Origin of the sequence: Pseudomonas sp. TWRC1-2 (assembly GCF_049896685.1) — a bacterium.
Classification (GTDB): Bacteria; Pseudomonadota; Gammaproteobacteria; order Pseudomonadales; family Pseudomonadaceae; genus Aquipseudomonas.
The window spans coordinates 143199-161288 of the sequence record NZ_JAFCUU010000007.1 but is presented as its reverse complement, the minus strand read 5'-3'; the positions used below and the strand labels follow the sequence as shown (position 1 = coordinate 161288).

Genomic DNA, 18090 nt, shown 5'->3' with positions numbered 1-18090 from the left:
CAAGCCCGCTCCCACATTTTTGAGCTGTGAATACAGTCAAATGTGGGAGCCGGGCTTGCCCGCGATGAGGCCAGAACAGCCGCTACAGCGCTAAACCCTGACGCCGACCTCACGGCCACTGACCAACCGCTCCAGCGCCTCACTCAATCCCGAGGCCTTGTCACCAATCAACAAGTGCCAAACACCGCTATCCAACTGGCTCATGCCCTGGCAACCGAGCGCCGTCAGATCAGTTTCGGACAGCACCGAATCATCCCCCAACTCCACCCGCAACCGAGTCATCGCCACGGCGTCCAGCTGCCGGACATTTTCACGGCCACCCAAGGCCTTCAGCCATTTCTCGGCCTCCTGCACATTCACCGCAACCGGCTTATCCACAGGTGCAGCCGCCACCGGCGCACTGGCAACAAACGACGGCATGGCCAAGCGAATCTCATCGGCAATGCTGTCGGCCATGGGCCCGACCACCACCTGCAAGCTCCCGCCATTGCCTGGGCGAACCACGGCCATGGCGCCGAGTGCTTTCAAATCCGCGTCCACTGCTTTGTTGCGATCCACCATGTCCAAGCGCAGGCGGGTGGTGCACGCGCCGACACTCAGCAAATTGGCCGCACCGCCCAGCGCACGGATGTAGGCGCCGGCCCGTTGGTTATCACTCATCGCCTCGGCCTGCACCACCTGGATGTCTTCACGCCCAGGCGTTTTCAGGTTGAAGCGGCGGATGCAGTAGTTGAACACGCTGTAGTAGATCACCGCGTACGCCAACCCCACCGGGATCACCCGCCAGCCGTTGGTGGACTTGCCCCAGCCCAGCACCATGTCGATAAAGCCACCGGAGAAGGTAAAACCGAGGTGGATATTCAACAGGTCAGTGACAGCCATCGACAGGCCGGTCAGCACGGCGTGGATCAAGTACAGGAACGGCGCGAGGAACATGAACGCGAACTCAATCGGCTCCGTCACGCCGGTCAAGAACGAGGTCAGCGCCATCGACAGGAAGATCCCGCCCATCACCTTGCGGCGCTCCGGCAGGGCGTTGCGGTACATCGCCAGGCACGCGGCGGGCAGGCCGAACAGCATCACCGGGAACATGCCGGTCATGAACTGGCCACCTTTGGGGTCGCCGGCGAAGTAGCGAGTCAGGTCGCCCGTGACGACGGCGCCGGTGGTCGGGTCGGTGAAGGTGCCGAATACGAACCACGCCATATTGTTGAGGATATGGTGCAGGCCGGTGACGATCAGCAGGCGGTTGAACACGCCGAACACGAAGGCGCCAAAGCTGCCGCTTTCCATCAGCAGCACACCGAAGCTGTTGATACCGTGCTGGATCGGCGGCCATATCAGGCCAAAGATCACGCCCAGGGCCACCGCCGAAAACCCGGTGACAATCGGCACAAAGCGTCGCCCGCCGAAGAATGCCAGGTATTCGGGCAACTTGATGTCCTTGAAGCGGTTATACAGCCCGCCCGCCATCAGGCCGCTGGCGATACCGGCGAGCATGCCCATGTTAATAGTGGTGTCCATCACCTTGAGCGTGGAGACCATTACCAGGTAACCAATCGCCCCGGCCAGGCCCGCCGTGCCGTTATTGTCGCGGGCAAACCCCACGGCAATACCGATGGCGAAGATCAGCGCGAGGTTGGCGAAGATCGCCTGCCCGGCATCGTGCATCACGGCGATGTTGAGCAGGTCGGTGTCGCCCAGGCGCAGCAAGAGGCCGGCGATCGGCAGGATTGCGATCGGCAGCATCAGCGCGCGGCCCAGGCGTTGTAAGCCTTCGATAAAATGTTGGTACATGGCGTGTCTCCTTGTTCTTGTTGTTGTCAGCTCAGCGGCCAGTGGTGTTGGCAGGCTTGGCGAACCGCCTTGGCGCTGCTCAGGTCGAGCAGGCCAAGGCTCAGTTGCCGGCATTGAGCCGCGTCCAGGTGACGGACGCGGTCCTTGATTTCTCCGATCTGTGGCGGGCTCACCGACAGCTCGCTGACGCCCAGGCCGACCAGTACTGGCGTGGCCAGCGGATCGGACGCGAGGGCGCCGCAAACGCCGACCCAACGCCCATGCTTGGCCGCGCCCGCGCAGGTTTGCGCGATCAGCCGTAGCAGCGCCGGGTGCAAGGCATCGACCCGCGCGGCGAGGCCGGCGTGGTCGCGGTCCATGGCCAGGGTGTACTGGGACAGGTCATTGGTGCCGATGGAGAGGAAGTCGGCATGTTTGGCCAGCTGTTCGGCCATCAGCGCGGCGGCGGGCACTTCGATCATCACGCCCAGCTCCGGGCGCTGCGTCAGCCCCAGCTCGGCACATAACTCATCCAGGCGCTGGCGGATCTGCAGCAGTTCATCCACTTCGCTGACCATCGGCAGCAGAATGCGGCACCGTGCCAACGGGCTGACTTGCAGCAGCGCGCGCAGTTGCTGGTCGAGCAGTTCGGGCCGCACCTGGGCCATGCGGATACCGCGCAGGCCCAACACCGGGTTGGCCTCCACGGGCAGCGGCAGGTAGTCGAGCTGCTTGTCGCCGCCCACGTCGATGGTGCGAATGATCACCGACTTGTCGCCCATGGCATCCAGCACGGCCTGGTAGGCCTGGCGCTGCTCTTGTTCATCCGGCGCGGTGCGCCGATCGACGAAGAGGAATTCGGTGCGCAGCAGGCCGACGCCGTCGGCGCCGTTTTCAAACGCCACGTGGGCCTCGGCGCTGGAGGCGACGTTGGCGGCCACTTCAATGCTGATGCCGTCGCGGGTGTGCGCCGGTTGCTGCGCTTGGGCCTGTTGTTGCGCACGGCGCAGTTTTTGCGCGTCGCGAATCTGGTGCACTTCGGCGTGACGCGCCTCGCTGGGCGCAAGTTCCAGGCGCCCATTGACCGCGTCGAGCACCACGCGTTGGCCTTGGGGCACATCAAGCACTTCTGCGCCCAGCGCCACCACGCAGGGCAAGCCTTTGCCGCGAGCTAAAATGGCCACGTGGGACGTGGCGCCGCCTTCGGCCATGCAGATGCCGGCGGCCTGTTGCGCGCTCAGTTGCAGCAGGTCGGAGGGCGTCAGCTCATGGGCGCTGACAATCGCCCCGGCAGGCAATTCGAAATGCCAGCTTTCGCCCAGCAGTGCGCGCAGCACGCGTTGCTGCAAGTCGCGCAGGTCGTTGGAGCGCTCGGCGAACAGCGGTTTGCCCAACGCCAGCAACACCGCGCATTGCGCCTGGATTGCATCTCGCCAGGCGTGGGTGGCGGCGCTGCCGTGTTCGATGGCAGCGGTGGCCGCGTCCAATAGGGCCGGGTCTTCCAGCAGGGCGAGGTGGGCGGCGAAGATCTCTTCTTCTTCGACGTTTTTGCGTTGGCGGGCATGGTCCAGGGTTGTGCGGATCTCGCCGCGCACTTGCTCAAGGGCCGTGTCCAAACGTTGCAGTTGTTCATCGGCCGAGTGATTGCCAGTGTCGGCCGGCAGTTCGATACCGCTGAGACGGAACAGCGGCCCGCAGACCAGGCCGGGTGCCGCGCACACGCCTTGCAACACACCGGCTTCGGTGTTCGCCTTGCGTGGGGCGACCGCCACGGGCGCGTGATGTTCTTCGCTGACCGCCGCGGACAGCGCCGCCACCAACGCCTGCAACGCCGCCTCGCAATCCTTGCCGCGGCAAGTGACGCGCACTTCGTCGCCTTCACCAATTCCCAGCCCCATCAAGCCAATCAGGCTGTCGCACGGCGCGGATTTGCCCGCGAAGTGCAACTGCGCCTGGCTGCTGAAACCCTGGGCGGTTTTGCGGATCAATGCGGCGGGGCGAGCATGCAAACCGCCACGGTGTGTGATGCGCACGCAGGCGCGGACTTCGGTGACCGAGTTATCCACAACCGCCGGCTGGGTGGTCGCTGAGCGCGTGACGATGTGCAGCAACGGCTCACCGACCTTGGTAATTTTTCCTGCCACCGACCGCAGCTCAAAACGCTCGCCATTGGTCAGAATAATCAGGCTGACCAGGCTTTTGCACTGGCGCGCAATGCGGTCCAGATCAAACTGCACCAGCGCCTGGCCCTTGCTCACCCGCGCGCCTTCCTTGACCAGCAGCGCAAACCCTTCGCCATTGAGTTCCACGGTGTCGATGCCCACATGCATCAGCACCTCGGCGCCGTTCTCGGCACGAATCGTCAGGGCATGCCCGGTGCGCGCGACATGGATGATCACCCCGTCACAGGGTGCATGCAGGCAATCGTTCAGCGGGTCGATGGCGATACCGTCACCCATGGCACCACTGGCGAACACTTCGTCGGGCACCTCGCCCAGGGCGAGCACCGGGCCACTGAGTGGGGCGCTGAGGGTCAATTCATTATTGTTGTTGGACATGGGCACGGTACTCATCAGGAAAACACGACAATCGACTCAGTGAGTGCGGGTAACTTTGCTCAGGTGACGCGGCTGGTCGGGGTCCATGCCCCGGGCTTGCGCCAGGCCGGCGGCCATTACGTAGAAGCTTTGAATCGCCAGGATCGGGTCCAGGCTTGGGTGTTCGGCGCGGCTCAGGGTCAGGTCGCGCTCGGCGATATCGTCTGGCGCAGCCAGCAGCACACGGGCGCCGCGCTGGCGCATGTCGGCAGCCAGGCTCAGCAGCCCGGCCTGTTCGGCGCCACGTGGGGCGAATATCAGCAGCGGATAGTTTTCGTCGATCAAGGCCATCGGCCCGTGGCGTACTTCGGCGCTGCTGAAGGCTTCGGCCTGGATCGCCGAGGTTTCCTTGAGCTTGAGCGCGGCTTCCTGGGCGATGGCAAAACCGGCGCCACGGCCGATCACCATCAATTGCTGGCAGCCACGCAGGGCCTCGATAGCGGCGCTCCAATCCTGTTTGGCCGCTGCACGCAGTTCATCGGGCAGCGTGCGGCAGGCTTGCAGCAAGTCGTCTTCCTGGCTCCAGTGGCCAATCAACTGCGCGCTGGCGCTGAGCGTGGCGATGAAGCTTTTGGTCGCGGCCACGCTGTGTTCCGGCCCGGCGCAGAGCGGCAGGTGGAATTCGCAGGCGGCTTCCAGTGGTGAGTCTTCGGCGTTGACCAGTGAAATGCTCAACGCACCGCGTTTGCGCAGCAGGCGCAGGCTGTTGACCAGGTCCGGGCTTTGCCCCGACTGCGAGAAACCGAATGCCACCTGACCGCTGACTTTCAATGGCGCCTGCAACAGGGTCACCACTGACATCGGCAACGACGCCACCGGAATGCCCACGTGCTGCATGGCCAGGTAGGCAAAGTAGCTGGCGGCGTGGTCCGAACTGCCACGGGCAATGGTCATCGCCACTTGCGGCGGCTGGCGGCGCAGGCGACCGGCGACTTCTTCCAGCAGCGGGTCCAGGCGTTGCAGTTGCGCGGCCACGGCGTCACAGGAGGCCAGGGCCTCTTCAAGCATTTTTGAAGTCAATGGTTTCTCCTTCGACCATTACGTCGGTGAGGTGCAGGGAGCGGTCCAGGCGTACGCAGTCGGCAAAGCTGCCGGGTTGCAGGCGGCCGCGTTCTTCCAGGCCCAGGTAATCCGCAGGAAATTGCGACAGGCGTTGTGAGGCTTCGCTGATGGGCAGGCCGATTTTCACCAGGTTGCGCAGCGCCTGGTCCATGGTCAGCGTGCTGCCGGCCAGGGTGCCGTCGGCCAGGCGCACGCCGCCCAGGCATTTGGTCACGGTGTGGCTGCCCAGCTTGTATTCGCCGTCGGGCATGCCGGCGGCGGCGGTGGAATCGGTGACGCAGTACAGGCACGGGATCGAACGCAGGGCCACGCGCATGGCGCCGGGATGCACGTGCAGCAGGTCGGGGATCAGTTCCGCGTATTGGGCGTGGGCCAGGGCGGCGCCGACGATGCCCGGCTCGCGGTGATGCAGCGGGCTCATGGCGTTGTACAAATGCGTGAAGCTGGTGGCGCCGGCGGCGAGGGCGGCGACGCCTTCTTCATAACTGCCCAATGTGTGGCCGATCTGCATGCGCACGCCGCGTTGGCTGAGGGCGCGGATCAGGCCGTCATGCCCGGCGATTTCCGGGGCGATGGTGATCACCCGGATCGGCGCCAGGCGCAGGTAGGCTTCCACTTCGGCCATCAGCGCGGTGTGGGCGAAGTTGGGTTGGGCGCCGAGTTTGCCCGGATTGATGTAGGGGCCTTCCAGGTGCACACCGAGTACGCGGGCGCTGCCGCTCGGGCGCTGCTCGCAAAAGGTGCCGAGCTCGCCGAGCACACGGGAGATCTCGTTCACCGGCGCCGTCATGGTGGTGGCCAGCAGCGACGTTGTGCCAAAACGCACGTGGGTGCGGGTGATGGTCTCGAAGGCGTCGACGCCTTCCATGATGTCTTTGCCGCCACCGCCATGCACATGCAGGTCGATGAAACCCGGCAGCAGGTAGGGCAGGTCGTTGTCAGCCGGGTCGCACGGCGTGCCTTGGACGGCGACCACTTTGCCGTGTTCGTGCACCAGGCGGCCGCGAATCCAGCCGCTGGGCGTGAGGATGTTGTCTTCGGACATGGGCAGTTCTCTAAATGCGCAGTTCAGCGGAGTAGTCATGGCGGCGCAGCTCTGCGACGAAGTCGTAGTAGTCGTTGCGGCAGTAGGTGTCGGTGATTTCAATCGGCGTGTTGTCAGCGGTGTAACCGACACGCGTCATCAGCAGCATGGCGGTGCCGGGGGCGATGCCCACCAGCTTGGCGAACTCATCCGAGGCGTTGATCGCCTGGATATGCTGCAAGGCGCGCACAACGGGCTTGCCGATGCTTTCCAGGTACTCGTACAGCGAATTGCCGATGGCCTGCGGATGCGGCAGCACCGAGGCGGGCATGGCGGTCATTTCAATTGCCATCACCGTGTCGTCGGCTTTACGCAAGCGTTTGAGTCGCGCGACTTTGTCGGTCGGCGACAGGCCCAGGCGGATCAGCTCTTCGTGGGTGGGCGGGGTGATGTCGCGTTCCAGCCACTGCGAAGTGGGTACAAAACCTTTGAGCCGCAGCATTTCGCTGAAGCCCGACAGGCGTGACAGCGGTTGTTCCAGGCGCGGCGTGATAAAGGTGCCGGAGCCTTGGCTGCGGCGAATCAGGCCTTGGGCGAACAACACTTCCAGCGCTTTACGTGCGGTCACCCGCGAAATGCTCAGTTGCTCGCTGAGGGCGCGTTCCGACGGCAAGGCCTGCTCGGATTTCCACTGGCCGGCATGGATCGCCGCTTCAAGGTTGCGGGCCAGTTGCAGGTACAGCGGCGTGGATTGTTTCTCGTCAGGGCGCAGCGTCTGGATGGGATTCATCTGTGAAGTTTCCGATGCGGTTATTGGAGTGTTGTCGCCCGGTAATGGCCGGAAATTAATACCACTTAAATACCATGTCAATGCGGCCAAAACGGTGCGGAACCCGGTTTCAGGGCGCTTTAAGGGTGCGTGGTATCAAGTGGTATTAGAGAGGTCTTTATCGCGCGCAGAACTGTGCAGCCCGGTGCGGTGAACTGGTATTCACCGGCAGGCGCTGCCAGGGGCAGGAATTATTTTCAGATTATTTTACGAACGGTACGAAATTACGGCCGAATCTCGATCATGGTGCCGTCTTTGACCAGGTTCCAGACTTCGCGCATGTCGACGTTGCGCATGCCAATACAGCCATCGGTCCAGTCGAGGGTGTGGAACCATTGCTCCGGGTATTCCTCGGTGTCGGGCGTGCCGTGGATCATGATCATGCTGCCCGGTCTCACGCCTTCGCGGCGCGCGCGGGCAGAGTCGCTGATATTGGGGTAGGAAATGTGCATGGCCAGGTTGTAGCGGTCACTGGTCTTGCGCCAGTCGATCCAGTAAAAACCTTCCGGCGTGCGGCGGTCGCCCTCGAACTGCTTGGTGCCCTTGGGGTTTTTGCCCAGCGAGATGCGATAGGTCTTGAGCGGTTTGCCGTCGTTGATCAGTTGCAACTGGTGCGCCGACTTGAGCACCAGGATTTTCTCGACAGGTTTGCCGCCGAGGATTTCCACCGTGGAGGCCGAGGACAGGGTAACGAACGACAGGCAGATGAAAGCGAGCAACCAACGCATTGAAACGGTTTCCCTTGTTAGACGGTGCTGCCTGAAGGTGTTATTTGGCCGGCCGCGTCATCGGCGGCACCGACTCGCTGCGTACCGGGAACCGTTGTTGCCGGCGGTCAGCGAAGAAGCATTCTAAGGTACGCCCGACCGTGCGGAAAGCCAGCTCTGACCAAGGGATATCGGCTTCATCGAACAGCTTCACCTCAAGGCTTTCGGGGCCTGCGGCAAAGTCCAGGTCGACCAGTTCGGCGCGGTAGAAAATATGCACCTGGCTGATGTGCGGCACGTCGATCAGGGTGTAGATGCTCAGGTTGCGCACGCGGGCGCAGGCTTCTTCCAGGGTTTCGCGCATGGCGGCCTGCTCTACGGTCTCGGCGTTTTCCATAAAGCCTGCGGGCAAGGTCCAGTAACCCAGGCGCGGCTCGATGGCGCGGCGGCACAGCAGCACTTGATCGCCCCACACTGGCACGGTGCCGGCGACGATATTGGGGTTCTGGTAGTGAATGGTCGAGCAGTGATCACACACATAGCGCAGGCGTGTGTCGCCTTCGGGAATGCGCTGGGTAACCGGTTTACCGCACTGGCTGCAGAAGTTCATGCTGGGGTTCCTGGAGAGTGGGCCTATCTTGGCTTGGCGGGCAGGGCCCTGCAAGTTGTCGTTTCGCGACATGTGCCGGGTTTTGGGGTTGGGCACCCGCCCGCTTTGGTGCATGATGCAAGGTAGCCAACAGACCGAGATGACTCATGCTGGACGAGCTACTTCGCCGGGTAAGCAATCACACCCCTCACACACTGGAAACTGACGGGCGTTTCCCCGAGGCCGCCGTGTTGGTGCCGATTACCCGCAGTGACGAACCTGAGCTGATCCTGACCCTGCGCGCCAGCGGCCTGTCGACCCATGGCGGCGAAGTGGCGTTTCCGGGCGGGCGGCGTGACCCTGAAGACCCGGACCTGATTTTTACCGCGCTGCGCGAAGCCGAAGAAGAAATCGGCCTGCCGCCAGGCCTGGTGGAGGTCATCGGCCCGTTGAGCCCACTGATTTCCCTGCACGGTATCCGCGTAACGCCTTATGTCGGGGTTATCCCCGATTACGTCGAATACCTGGCCAATGATGCCGAGATCGCTGCCGTGTTCAGCGTGCCTCTGGAGTTCTTCCGCCAGGACCCACGCGAACATACCCACCGTATCGATTACCAGGGCCGCAGTTGGTATGTGCCCAGCTATCGGTTTGGCGAATACAAAATCTGGGGGCTGACGGCAATCATGATTGTCGAGCTGATCAACCTGCTCTATGACGACGCGCAGATCAGCCTGCACCAGCCACCCAAGAGTTTCATCAATACCTGAGCCATCGCTTGAATGGCACCGCCGTGAGGACACACCATGAAATACCGCCTGGGCGACGCCCGCGTCGAGACTCATCCGCAAAGCTGGGTGGCGCCCAATGCCACGCTGGTCGGCAAGGTCAAGCTGGAGGAGGGCGCCAATGTGTGGTTCAACGCGGTGTTGCGTGGCGACAACGAACTGATCCTGATCGGCAAGAACAGCAACGTGCAAGACGGCAGCGTGATGCACACCGACATGGGCTACCCGCTGACCCTGGGCACCGGCGTGACCATCGGCCATAACGCCATGCTGCACGGCTGCACCGTCGGCGATTACAGCCTGATTGGCATCAATGCGGTGATCCTCAACGGCGCCAAAATCGGCAAGCATTGCATCATCGGCGCTAATTCGTTGATCGGCGAAGGCAAGGAAATTCCCGATGGCTCGCTGGTAATGGGGTCGCCGGGCAAAGTGGTGCGTGAGTTGACCGAGGCGCAAAAGCGCATGCTCGAAGCCAGCGCCGCGCACTATGTGCATAACGCGCAGCGCTATGCGCGGGACTTGGTTGAGCAAGAAGAATGAACCCGATTGAACGCCCTATTGCCTCGCCCTGCGTGAGTATTTGCGCGCTGGATGACGATGATATTTGCACAGGTTGCCAGCGCAACGTGGATGAGATTACGCGCTGGAGCCGCATGGACAATGCCGAACGCCGGGTGGTATTGGGGTTGTGCCATGAGCGGGCAAAGGCGAGTGGGTTGGTGTGGATGATTCCGGGGAAATCCGGCGCCTGAACCACCGCTATCGCAGGCAAGCCAGCTCTCACAATGGATATGTGAATACATTCAAAAATGTGGGAGCTGGCTCGTCGTGGCGAGCGGGCTTGTTGTGGCGAGCGGGCTTTGGGTGGCGAGCGGGCTTGCCCCGCGTTGGGCTGCGAAGCGGCCCTGAAACTGGCGCCGCGGTTTGCCTGACAAGACACGGCGTTCTTAGTGGGGCCGCTGCGCAGCCCAACGCGGGGCAAGCCCGCTCGCCACAATGATTGCTGTGCATTACCCTGTGCGGCATTACCCACAGGTCCTTCTCCATGCTCTTCCTGATCGCCTACATCAGCAGCGTCGTGCTGATCAACTTCGCCTTCTCCACCGCTCCGCACCTGGACGTCATCTGGTCCGCCTGGGGTGGCCTGGTGTTTATCCTGCGCGACATGGTGCAAACCCGCTTCGGCCATGGCGCGATACTCGCCATGCTGGCGGCGTTGGTGCTGTCGTATATCACTTCCGACCCGTCCATCGCCCTGGCCAGCGCCACGGCATTTGCGGTGTCCGAATGTATTGACTGGCTGGTGTTCAGCATCACCAAGCGCCCACTGCACGATCGCCTGTGGATAAGTTCGGCGCTGAGTATTCCTCTCGATACCTTTATCTTCTTCGGCCTGATCGGCGCGCTGACGCCGGCGGTGGCGGGCACGGCGTTGGTGTCGAAATTCGCCGGGGTCACGGTGGTGTGGTTGATCATGGCCTGGCGCCTGCGCAAACGCGCCGTCGCCAACTGAGGCCAATTCTTGCAGTTCATGTAAAATGCCGGCCTTTCTCCCCATGATCCGCTCCCCTGAGGACCTGAGATGACCCGAATCGGAACTCCATTGTCGCCAACCGCGACCCGCGTTTTGCTGTGTGGCTGCGGTGAGCTGGGCAAGGAAGTGGTAATCGAACTGCAACGCCTGGGCGTTGAAGTGATTGCCGTGGATCGTTACGCCAACGCGCCTGCCATGCAGGTTGCGCACCGTAGCCACGTGATCAACATGCTCGACGGCGCCGCCCTGCGTGCCGTGATCGAAGCCGAGAAGCCGCACTTCATCGTGCCGGAAATCGAAGCCATCGCCACCGCCACGCTGGTAGAGCTTGAAGCCGAAGGCTTCACCGTGATTCCGACCGCGCGTGCCACCTCGCTGACCATGAACCGCGAAGGCATCCGTCGCCTGGCCGCTGAAGAGCTGGACCTGCCGACGTCGCCGTACCACTTTGCCGACACCTTCGAGGACTACAGCAAGGCCGTCCAGGACCTGGGCTTCCCGTGTGTGGTCAAGCCGGTGATGAGTTCGTCGGGCAAGGGCCAGAGCCTGCTGCGCAGCGCCGATGACGTGCAGAAAGCCTGGGATTACGCTCAAGAGGGCGGGCGTGCCGGTAAAGGCCGCGTGATCATCGAAGGCTTTATCGACTTCGATTACGAAATCACCCTGCTGACTGTGCGCCACATCGGCGGCACCACCTTCTGCGCGCCGGTCGGCCACCGTCAGGAGAAGGGCGACTACCAGGAATCCTGGCAGCCGCAAGCCATGAGCCCGATTGCCCTGGCGGAGTCCGAGCGGGTTGCCAAAGCCGTGACCGAGGCGCTGGGTGGCCGTGGCCTGTTTGGCGTGGAATTGTTCATCAAGGGCGATCAAGTGTGGTTCAGCGAAGTGTCGCCGCGCCCGCATGACACCGGCTTGGTGACCTTGATTTCTCAGGACCTGTCGCAGTTCGCGCTGCACGCGCGCGCGATCCTGGGCCTGCCGATTCCGTTGATCCGCCAGTTCGGGCCTTCGGCCTCGGCGGTGATTCTGGTGGAGGGGCAGTCGACCCAGACCGCGTTCGCCAACCTTGGCGCGGCCTTGAGCGAGCCGGACACGGCGTTGCGTCTGTTCGGTAAGCCGGAAGTCAATGGTCAGCGCCGGATGGGTGTGGCGTTGGCGCGGGATGAGTCGATTGAGGCGGCGCGGGCAAAGGCGACTCGGGCTTCGAAGGCGGTTGTTGTAGAGCTTTAAAACCGCGTCGCGCCCATCGCAGGCAAGCCAGCTCCCACATTTGAAGGCATTCACAATTCAACATGTGGGAGCGGGCTTGCCTGCAATAGCGGTCTATCAGGCGACCTTGTTCAAGTCGTTATTGCGCGTCTCTTTCAGGCACAGCACAGCAATCAAGCTGAGCAACGCTGCCGCCGACACATACCCGCCGACATAACTCAGCCCGCCCATCGCCACCAGCTTGGTCGCGAAGAACGGTGCGGCCGATGCCCCGACAATCCCGCCCAGGTTATACGCCGCCGAAGCGCCGGTGTAACGCACGCGGGTCGGGAACAGTTCTGGCAGCATCGCGCCCATTGGGGCGAAGGTCACGCCCATCAGAAACAATTCCAGTGCCAGGAACAGTGCGACGGCCCAGGTCGAGCCGTGGGTGAGCAGCGGCTCCATGGTGAAGCCCGACAGAATCGCAAGAATGGCGCCGACAATCAGCACCGGCTTGCGCCCGTAACGGTCGCTGGCCAACGCCGCCAGCGGCGTCGCCAGGCCCATGAACAACACCGCAAAGCACAGCAGGCCCAGGAACGTCTCGCGGCTGTAGCCCAGCGTTGCAACGCCGTAACTCAGCGAGAACGCGGTGGTGATGTAGAACAGCGCATAGCACACCACCATCGACGCCGCGCCCAGCAGGACCGGCAGCCAATGCTGGCTGAACAGCTCCACCAGCGGCACTTTCACCGGCGCTTGCTTGGCGACGGCGTTGGCGAACACCGGGGTTTCATGCAGTTTGAGGCGGGCATACAGGCCAACCATCACCAGCGCCGCGCTGAGAATGAACGGGATGCGCCAGCCCCAACTGCGGAACTGTTCGTCGTTCAGGCTCATGGCCAGGATCAGGAACAGGCCGTTGGCCGCCAGAAAGCCAATCGACGGGCCCAGTTGCGGGAACATGCCAAACCAGGCGCGCTTGCCCTTGGGGGCGTTCTCGGTGGCCAGCAATGCTGCGCCGCCCCATTCGCCGCCAAGCCCCAGGCCCTGGCCGAAGCGCAGCACGCACAACAGGATCGGGGCCCACGCGCCGATGCTGTCATAACCTGGCAGCAAACCGATCAGCGTGGTGCACACGCCCATCAGCAGCAACGACGCCACCAGGGTTGATTTGCGCCCGATACGGTCACCGAAGTGGCCGAACAGCGCCGAACCCAGCGGGCGAGCGATGAAGGCGATGCCGAAGGTCAGGAACGATGCCAGCATCTGCGCGGTGCCGGAGGTCTGCGGGAAGAACACCGGGCCGATCACCAGCGCAGCGGCCGTGGCGTAGATGTAGAAATCGTAGAACTCGATGGCGGTGCCGACGATGCTCGCGGTGGCGACCCGTGCGGTCGAGTTGAGCGGGGCGGCGGTTGCAGCCTCGGTATAGGTGGTGCTCATTGAGGTATCCCTGACGGTCATTGCGCGTTTTGACGCGGATTATTATTGGTCAAACACCCATGGATCAGGGGTGTAAGCGGGGCGGCTCGGGATGGGAGCAAACACCGGTCAGACACGGTAACGCAGTGCCTAGACGCGCTGAGTGCGGGTAGCACGCGGTCGGGCGGGGCTCTGGTAAGCCGTCCCGATTATAGGAAGGGGTTTGCGGATCCAACAAGAGGCTCAGTCACGATCTATCAAACGCTGCAAATCAACTGTGGGAGCGGGCTTGCTCGCGAAAGCGGTGGGTCAGTTAAAGATGGGCTGACTGATCCACCGCTTTCGCGAGCAAGCCCGCTCCCACATTGGAATGCGCAGTGCCGAAAAGCTAGGCGGCGACGGGCACGCGGCTGGTGTGCCAGATCAGCACCTTGCTCACGCGGTTGTCCTCGGTCTCGAGGATTTCCAGGCGATAGCGGCCGATCTTCAGGCACACCGCGCAATCCGGAATGGTCTCCAGCGCTTCGGTCACCAGGCCGTTCAAGGTCTTGGGGCCGTCGCTGGGCAGGTGCCAGCCCAGGCTTTTATTCAGTTCGCGGATCGAAGCTGCGCCGTCGATGATGTAGCGGCCATCGGGCTGCGCTTCGATATGCGGGTTGTCCGCTGCCTGATCACTTTCGAATTCGCCGACGATTTCTTCGAGGATATCTTCCAGAGTGACGATGCCCAGCACTTCGCCGTATTCGTCCACCACCATGCCCAGGCGCCGCTGCTGCTTGTGGAAGTTCAGCAGTTGCAGTTGCAGGGGCGTGCTTTCGGGGACGAAATAGGGCTCGTGGCAGGCAGCGAGCAAGGCTTCTTTGGTCAGGCTGGCGTCGGGCAGCAGGTGTTGGATCTGCCGGGTATTGAGCACGGCTTCGACCTGGTTGATGTCACTGTGGAACACCGGCAGGCGCGTGCGCTGCGAGGTGCGCAGCTGCTCAATGATCTCCTCGACCGAGTCATCCAGGTTGATACCGTCCACTTCGCTGCGCGGCACCAGGATGTCGTTGACCGTGATGTTGTCCAGCGCGTGAATGCCGGGCATGCCGGGCGTACGACTTTCATCGGTCTCGGGCTCGGGTTCATCGTCGTGATCGGGCAGTGGCTCGTCGCTCTTTTTCACCACGCCGGATTTGCGTGCGAACGGACGCAGCAATAACAGGCTGATGCCATTGAGCAGCCAGGCCAGGGGGTAGAGGATTTTCAGCGGCACACCCAGCAGCGTATTACCAAAGCCCAGTACGGTTTGCGGGTGGCGAACCGCCAGGGCGCGAGGCAGGTAGTCGGCGAGCACCAGCAGGATCGCGCAGGAGATCAGCCAGCCGAGCCACGGGCCGTTCTGCGCCCAGGCATAGATTGCCAGCAACGTGCAGAGAATCACCACGGCCGCACGACACAGGCTGTTGCACAGAATCAGGCTGTTACGCGGGAAGTTCAGGCGGGCGGCGGCCTTGTCACCCTGGCGTGTACCGGGGCGCAGGGCCAGCAAGTGCTGTTGTGCGGCTTCGATGGCGGTAAACAGCGCCGCCCATAACACCAGCAAGGCGATTACCGCGAGCATCGGCCCAAGGGGCAAGTTGTCCATGATCGCTGCCCGTCAGATATGCAGGATGTATTCGCGAACCAGCTTGCTGCCGAAATAGGCCAGCATCAGCAGGCAGAAACCGGCCAGGGTCCAGCGGATCGCCTTGTGCCCACGCCAGCCGAGGCGGTTACGCCCCCACAGCAGCACGCTGAACACCACCCAGGCCAGGCACGCCAGCAGGGTTTTGTGCACCAGGTGTTGGGCGAACAGGTTTTCGACGAACAGCCAGCCGGAAATCAGCGACAGCGACAACAGCGTCCAGCCGGCCCACAGGAAGCCGAACAGCAGGCTTTCCATGGTCTGCAGCGGCGGGAAGTTCTTGATCAGCCCGGACGGGTGCTTGTTTTTAAGCTGGTGGTCCTGCAGCAGCAGGAGCAACGCCTGGAACACCGCAATCGTGAACATGCCGTAAGCCAGGATCGACAGCAGGATGTGGGCGAGAATGCCCGGCTCCTCGTCGATCACTTGCACGGTGCCGGTGGGGGTGAATTGCGCCAGCAGCACCGTCAGCATTCCCAACGGGAATAGCAGCACCAGCAGGTTTTCCACGGGAATGCGGTAACAGGCCAGCAGCGTCAGGGCGATGACGGCAGCAGCGATCAGACTGGCAGCACTGAAAAAGTCCAGGCCCAGGCCGACCGGCGTCATCAAATGAGTGAACAGGCTCGCGGCGTGGGCGAGCAGGGCGACGACGCCCAGGCCCACCAGCAGACGTTTATCCGCTTTTGTGCCTTGGGCCAGACGAGTGCCCTGATAGAGAGTCGCAGCGGCGTACAAAATGGCGGCGGCGAGGCTGGGTAGCAAACTGGGTGACAAGGGGACCATAAATCCTGATAGACAAGCCCGAAAGGCGCTGAGTTTGGCACACACCAACGCCGCACGAAAGACTCACGGGCCAGACAGCGGGTGTGCACAGGCGCAGTCTTCGCTATAATCCGCGACCTGCCCACGCCGCAGGCTCGCCGAGCGCTGTTTTTAACAGCGATTTACCACAGCCTGGGCCGCCATTACCTCGGTCTACAAAGCATTTCGATGAATAGGGCCTGAAAGGATCGCGCATGTTTGAAAACTTGACTGACCGTCTCTCGCAGACGCTGCGCCACGTAACCGGCAAGGCCAAGCTGACCGAGGACAATATTAAAGACACCCTGCGTGAAGTACGCATGGCGTTGCTGGAAGCCGACGTGGCCTTGCCGGTGGTGAAGGACTTCGTCAACTCGGTCAAAGAGCGCGCGGTCGGCACCGAAGTGTCCCGCAGCCTGACCCCGGGCCAGGCCTTTGTGAAGATCGTGCAGGCCGAACTCGAAAGCCTGATGGGCGCGGCCAACGAAGACTTGAACCTCAGCGCCGTGCCACCGGCCGTCGTGCTGATGGCCGGTCTGCAAGGTGCGGGTAAGACCACCACTGCCGGCAAGCTGGCGCGCTTCCTTAAAGAGCGCAAGAAGAAGTCGGTGATGGTGGTGTCGGCCGACGTGTACCGTCCGGCGGCCATCAAGCAGCTGGAAATGCTCGCGGGCGAAGTGGGCGTGACCTTCTTCCCGTCCGACCTGAGCCAGAAGCCGGTCGACATTGCCAACGCGGCTATTAAAGAAGCCAAGCTCAAATTCATCGACGTGGTCATCGTCGATACCGCCGGTCGCCTGCACATCGATGAAGAGATGATGGGCGAGATCAAGGCGCTGCATGCCGCGATCAATCCGGTCGAGACGCTGTTCGTGGTCGACGCCATGACCGGCCAGGATGCGGCCAACACCGCCAAGGCCTTTGGTGATGCGCTGCCGCTGACCGGCGTGATCCTGACCAAGGTCGACGGTGATGCCCGTGGCGGTGCTGCGCTGTCGGTACGTGCAATCACCGGCAAGCCGATCAAGTTCATCGGTATGGGCGAGAAGAGCGACGCGCTCGAGCCGTTCCACCCTGAGCGTATCGCCTCGCGTATTCTCGGCATGGGCGACGTGCTCAGCCTGATCGAGCAGGCCGAAGCCACGCTCGACAAGGACAAGGCCGATAAGCTGGCCAAGAAGCTGAAGAAGGGCAAGGGCTTCGACCTCGAAGACTTCCGTGACCAGCTGCAACAGATGAAGAACATGGGCGGCCTCGGCGGCCTGATGGACAAACTGCCGAACATCGGCGGTGTGAACCTGGCGCAAATGGGCAATGCCCAGGGCGCGGCAGAGAAGCAGTTCAAGCAGATGGAAGCCATCATCAACTCCATGACCCCGGCCGAGCGCCGCGACCCTGAGCTGATCAGCGGTTCGCGCAAGCGTCGGATCGCCATGGGCTCCGGCACCCAGGTGCAGGACATCGGTCGCTTGATCAAGCAGCACAAGCAGATGCAGAAGATGATGAAGAAGTTCTCCGCAAAAGGCGGAATGGCCAAGATGATGCGCGGCATGGGCGGTATGTTGCCCGGCGGCGGCATGCCAAAAATGTAAAGAATTCGAGCGGAAGTTCACTTCTGCTCCGACCCACAAGGATGTGGGATCTCCAGCAAACCCGCGGTTAGCGGGAGCTGACTCGCCGTTTTAACCGACGGCTCTATAGCAGATCTGAGTGGCACGCTGACTAGGCGCCAGAAAAAGACATTTGCAAAAGTCCGGATATTCCTTAGAATATGCGGCCTTTCGGGCACCTATGCCCGCTGTGCATTTAGATTTGCAGCACCGACTACAGGAACGATGTTCACATGCTAACAATCCGTCTTGCCCTTGGCGGCTCCAAAAAGCGCCCGTTTTACCACTTGACCGTAACCGACAGCCGCAACCCGCGCGACGGTTCGCACAAGGAACAGGTTGGTTTCTTCAACCCTGTTGCTCGTGGTCAAGAAGTTCGTCTGTCCGTGAACCAAGAGCGCGTAGCCTACTGGCTGAGCGTGGGTGCACAGCCATCCGAGCGCGTTGCAAAACTGTTGAAGGACTCGGCTAAGGCCGCAGCCTGA

At 62.3% G+C, this 18090-nt stretch carries 17 protein-coding genes; 7 read left to right on the top strand and 10 right to left on the bottom strand.

What is annotated here, in order from left to right:
• Positions 1-90 precede the first annotated feature (90 nt).
• The 7 genes from nagE to ACP7B3_RS20930 form a co-directional block, all read right to left on the bottom strand.
• Complete coding sequence (gene nagE / locus ACP7B3_RS20960; RefSeq protein WP_426180589.1) at positions 91-1797, bottom strand: N-acetylglucosamine-specific PTS transporter subunit IIBC; 1707 nt, start codon at positions 1795-1797, stop codon at positions 91-93.
• Positions 1798-1823: 26 nt separating this feature from the next.
• The gene (ptsP, locus tag ACP7B3_RS20955) at positions 1824-4334 is read right to left on the bottom strand and encodes a phosphoenolpyruvate--protein phosphotransferase (protein WP_426180587.1); all 2511 of its coding nucleotides are present in this window, start codon (positions 4332-4334) and stop codon (positions 1824-1826) included.
• A 36-nt stretch (positions 4335-4370) separates the two neighbouring features.
• The gene (locus tag ACP7B3_RS20950) at positions 4371-5393 is read right to left on the bottom strand and encodes an SIS domain-containing protein (RefSeq protein ID WP_426180585.1); all 1023 of its coding nucleotides are present in this window, start codon (positions 5391-5393) and stop codon (positions 4371-4373) included.
• Entirely contained in the window at positions 5374-6480 is a 1107-nt protein-coding gene (gene nagA / locus ACP7B3_RS20945; RefSeq protein ID WP_145164154.1) for an N-acetylglucosamine-6-phosphate deacetylase, read from the bottom strand. Before nagA ends, ACP7B3_RS20950 begins: the two co-directional genes overlap by 20 nt.
• Before the next feature lie 10 nt (positions 6481-6490).
• Positions 6491-7249 carry a GntR family transcriptional regulator gene (locus ACP7B3_RS20940; RefSeq protein ID WP_416362650.1) on the bottom strand — a complete coding sequence of 253 codons (759 nt, stop codon included), beginning with the start codon at positions 7247-7249 and terminating at the stop codon, positions 6491-6493.
• A gap of 263 nt (positions 7250-7512) precedes the next feature.
• A complete protein-coding gene (locus ACP7B3_RS20935) occupies positions 7513-8016 on the bottom strand; it encodes a L,D-transpeptidase family protein (RefSeq protein ID WP_145164152.1) in 504 nt (167 codons plus the stop codon).
• A gap of 40 nt (positions 8017-8056) precedes the next feature.
• Positions 8057-8605: an NUDIX hydrolase gene (locus ACP7B3_RS20930; protein WP_426180582.1), complete on the bottom strand. Its 549-nt coding sequence runs from the start codon at positions 8603-8605 to the stop codon at positions 8057-8059.
• A 146-nt stretch (positions 8606-8751) separates the two neighbouring features.
• Between ACP7B3_RS20930 and ACP7B3_RS20925 the strand changes: the two genes are divergently transcribed.
• From ACP7B3_RS20925 to purT, 5 genes are all read left to right on the top strand, one after another.
• Positions 8752-9354, top strand: a complete 603-nt coding sequence (locus ACP7B3_RS20925; protein WP_060754282.1) for a CoA pyrophosphatase — start codon at positions 8752-8754, stop codon at positions 9352-9354.
• Between the two features lie 36 nt (positions 9355-9390).
• Entirely contained in the window at positions 9391-9915 is a 525-nt protein-coding gene (locus ACP7B3_RS20920) for a gamma carbonic anhydrase family protein (protein ID WP_106578304.1), read from the top strand.
• Positions 9912-10127, top strand: coding sequence for a DUF1289 domain-containing protein (locus ACP7B3_RS20915; protein WP_426180579.1), 216 nt, complete (start codon positions 9912-9914; stop codon positions 10125-10127). The genes ACP7B3_RS20920 and ACP7B3_RS20915 overlap by 4 nt, the downstream gene beginning before the upstream one ends.
• Before the next feature lie 293 nt (positions 10128-10420).
• Complete coding sequence (locus ACP7B3_RS20910; protein ID WP_106578306.1) at positions 10421-10888, top strand: VUT family protein; 468 nt, start codon at positions 10421-10423, stop codon at positions 10886-10888.
• Between the two features lie 69 nt (positions 10889-10957).
• A complete protein-coding gene (gene purT / locus ACP7B3_RS20905; protein WP_017139720.1) occupies positions 10958-12139 on the top strand; it encodes a formate-dependent phosphoribosylglycinamide formyltransferase in 1182 nt (393 codons plus the stop codon).
• Positions 12140-12235: 96 nt separating this feature from the next.
• Here purT and ACP7B3_RS20900 read toward each other — a convergent pair whose 3' ends face one another.
• The 3 genes from ACP7B3_RS20900 to ACP7B3_RS20890 form a co-directional block, all read right to left on the bottom strand.
• A complete protein-coding gene (locus ACP7B3_RS20900) occupies positions 12236-13546 on the bottom strand; it encodes an MFS transporter (protein ID WP_145164143.1) in 1311 nt (436 codons plus the stop codon).
• A gap of 367 nt (positions 13547-13913) precedes the next feature.
• Positions 13914-15152, bottom strand: coding sequence for a transporter associated domain-containing protein (locus ACP7B3_RS20895; protein WP_426180577.1), 1239 nt, complete (start codon positions 15150-15152; stop codon positions 13914-13916).
• A gap of 12 nt (positions 15153-15164) precedes the next feature.
• Positions 15165-15977 carry a cytochrome C assembly family protein gene (locus tag ACP7B3_RS20890; RefSeq protein ID WP_106578310.1) on the bottom strand — a complete coding sequence of 271 codons (813 nt, stop codon included), beginning with the start codon at positions 15975-15977 and terminating at the stop codon, positions 15165-15167.
• A 233-nt stretch (positions 15978-16210) separates the two neighbouring features.
• Between ACP7B3_RS20890 and ffh the strand changes: the two genes are divergently transcribed.
• Together ffh and rpsP are read left to right on the top strand one after the other, a co-directional pair.
• Positions 16211-17587: a signal recognition particle protein gene (ffh, locus tag ACP7B3_RS20885; RefSeq protein WP_010207982.1), complete on the top strand. Its 1377-nt coding sequence runs from the start codon at positions 16211-16213 to the stop codon at positions 17585-17587.
• A 251-nt stretch (positions 17588-17838) separates the two neighbouring features.
• Positions 17839-18090: a 30S ribosomal protein S16 gene (gene rpsP, locus ACP7B3_RS20880; protein WP_003175899.1), complete on the top strand. Its 252-nt coding sequence runs from the start codon at positions 17839-17841 to the stop codon at positions 18088-18090.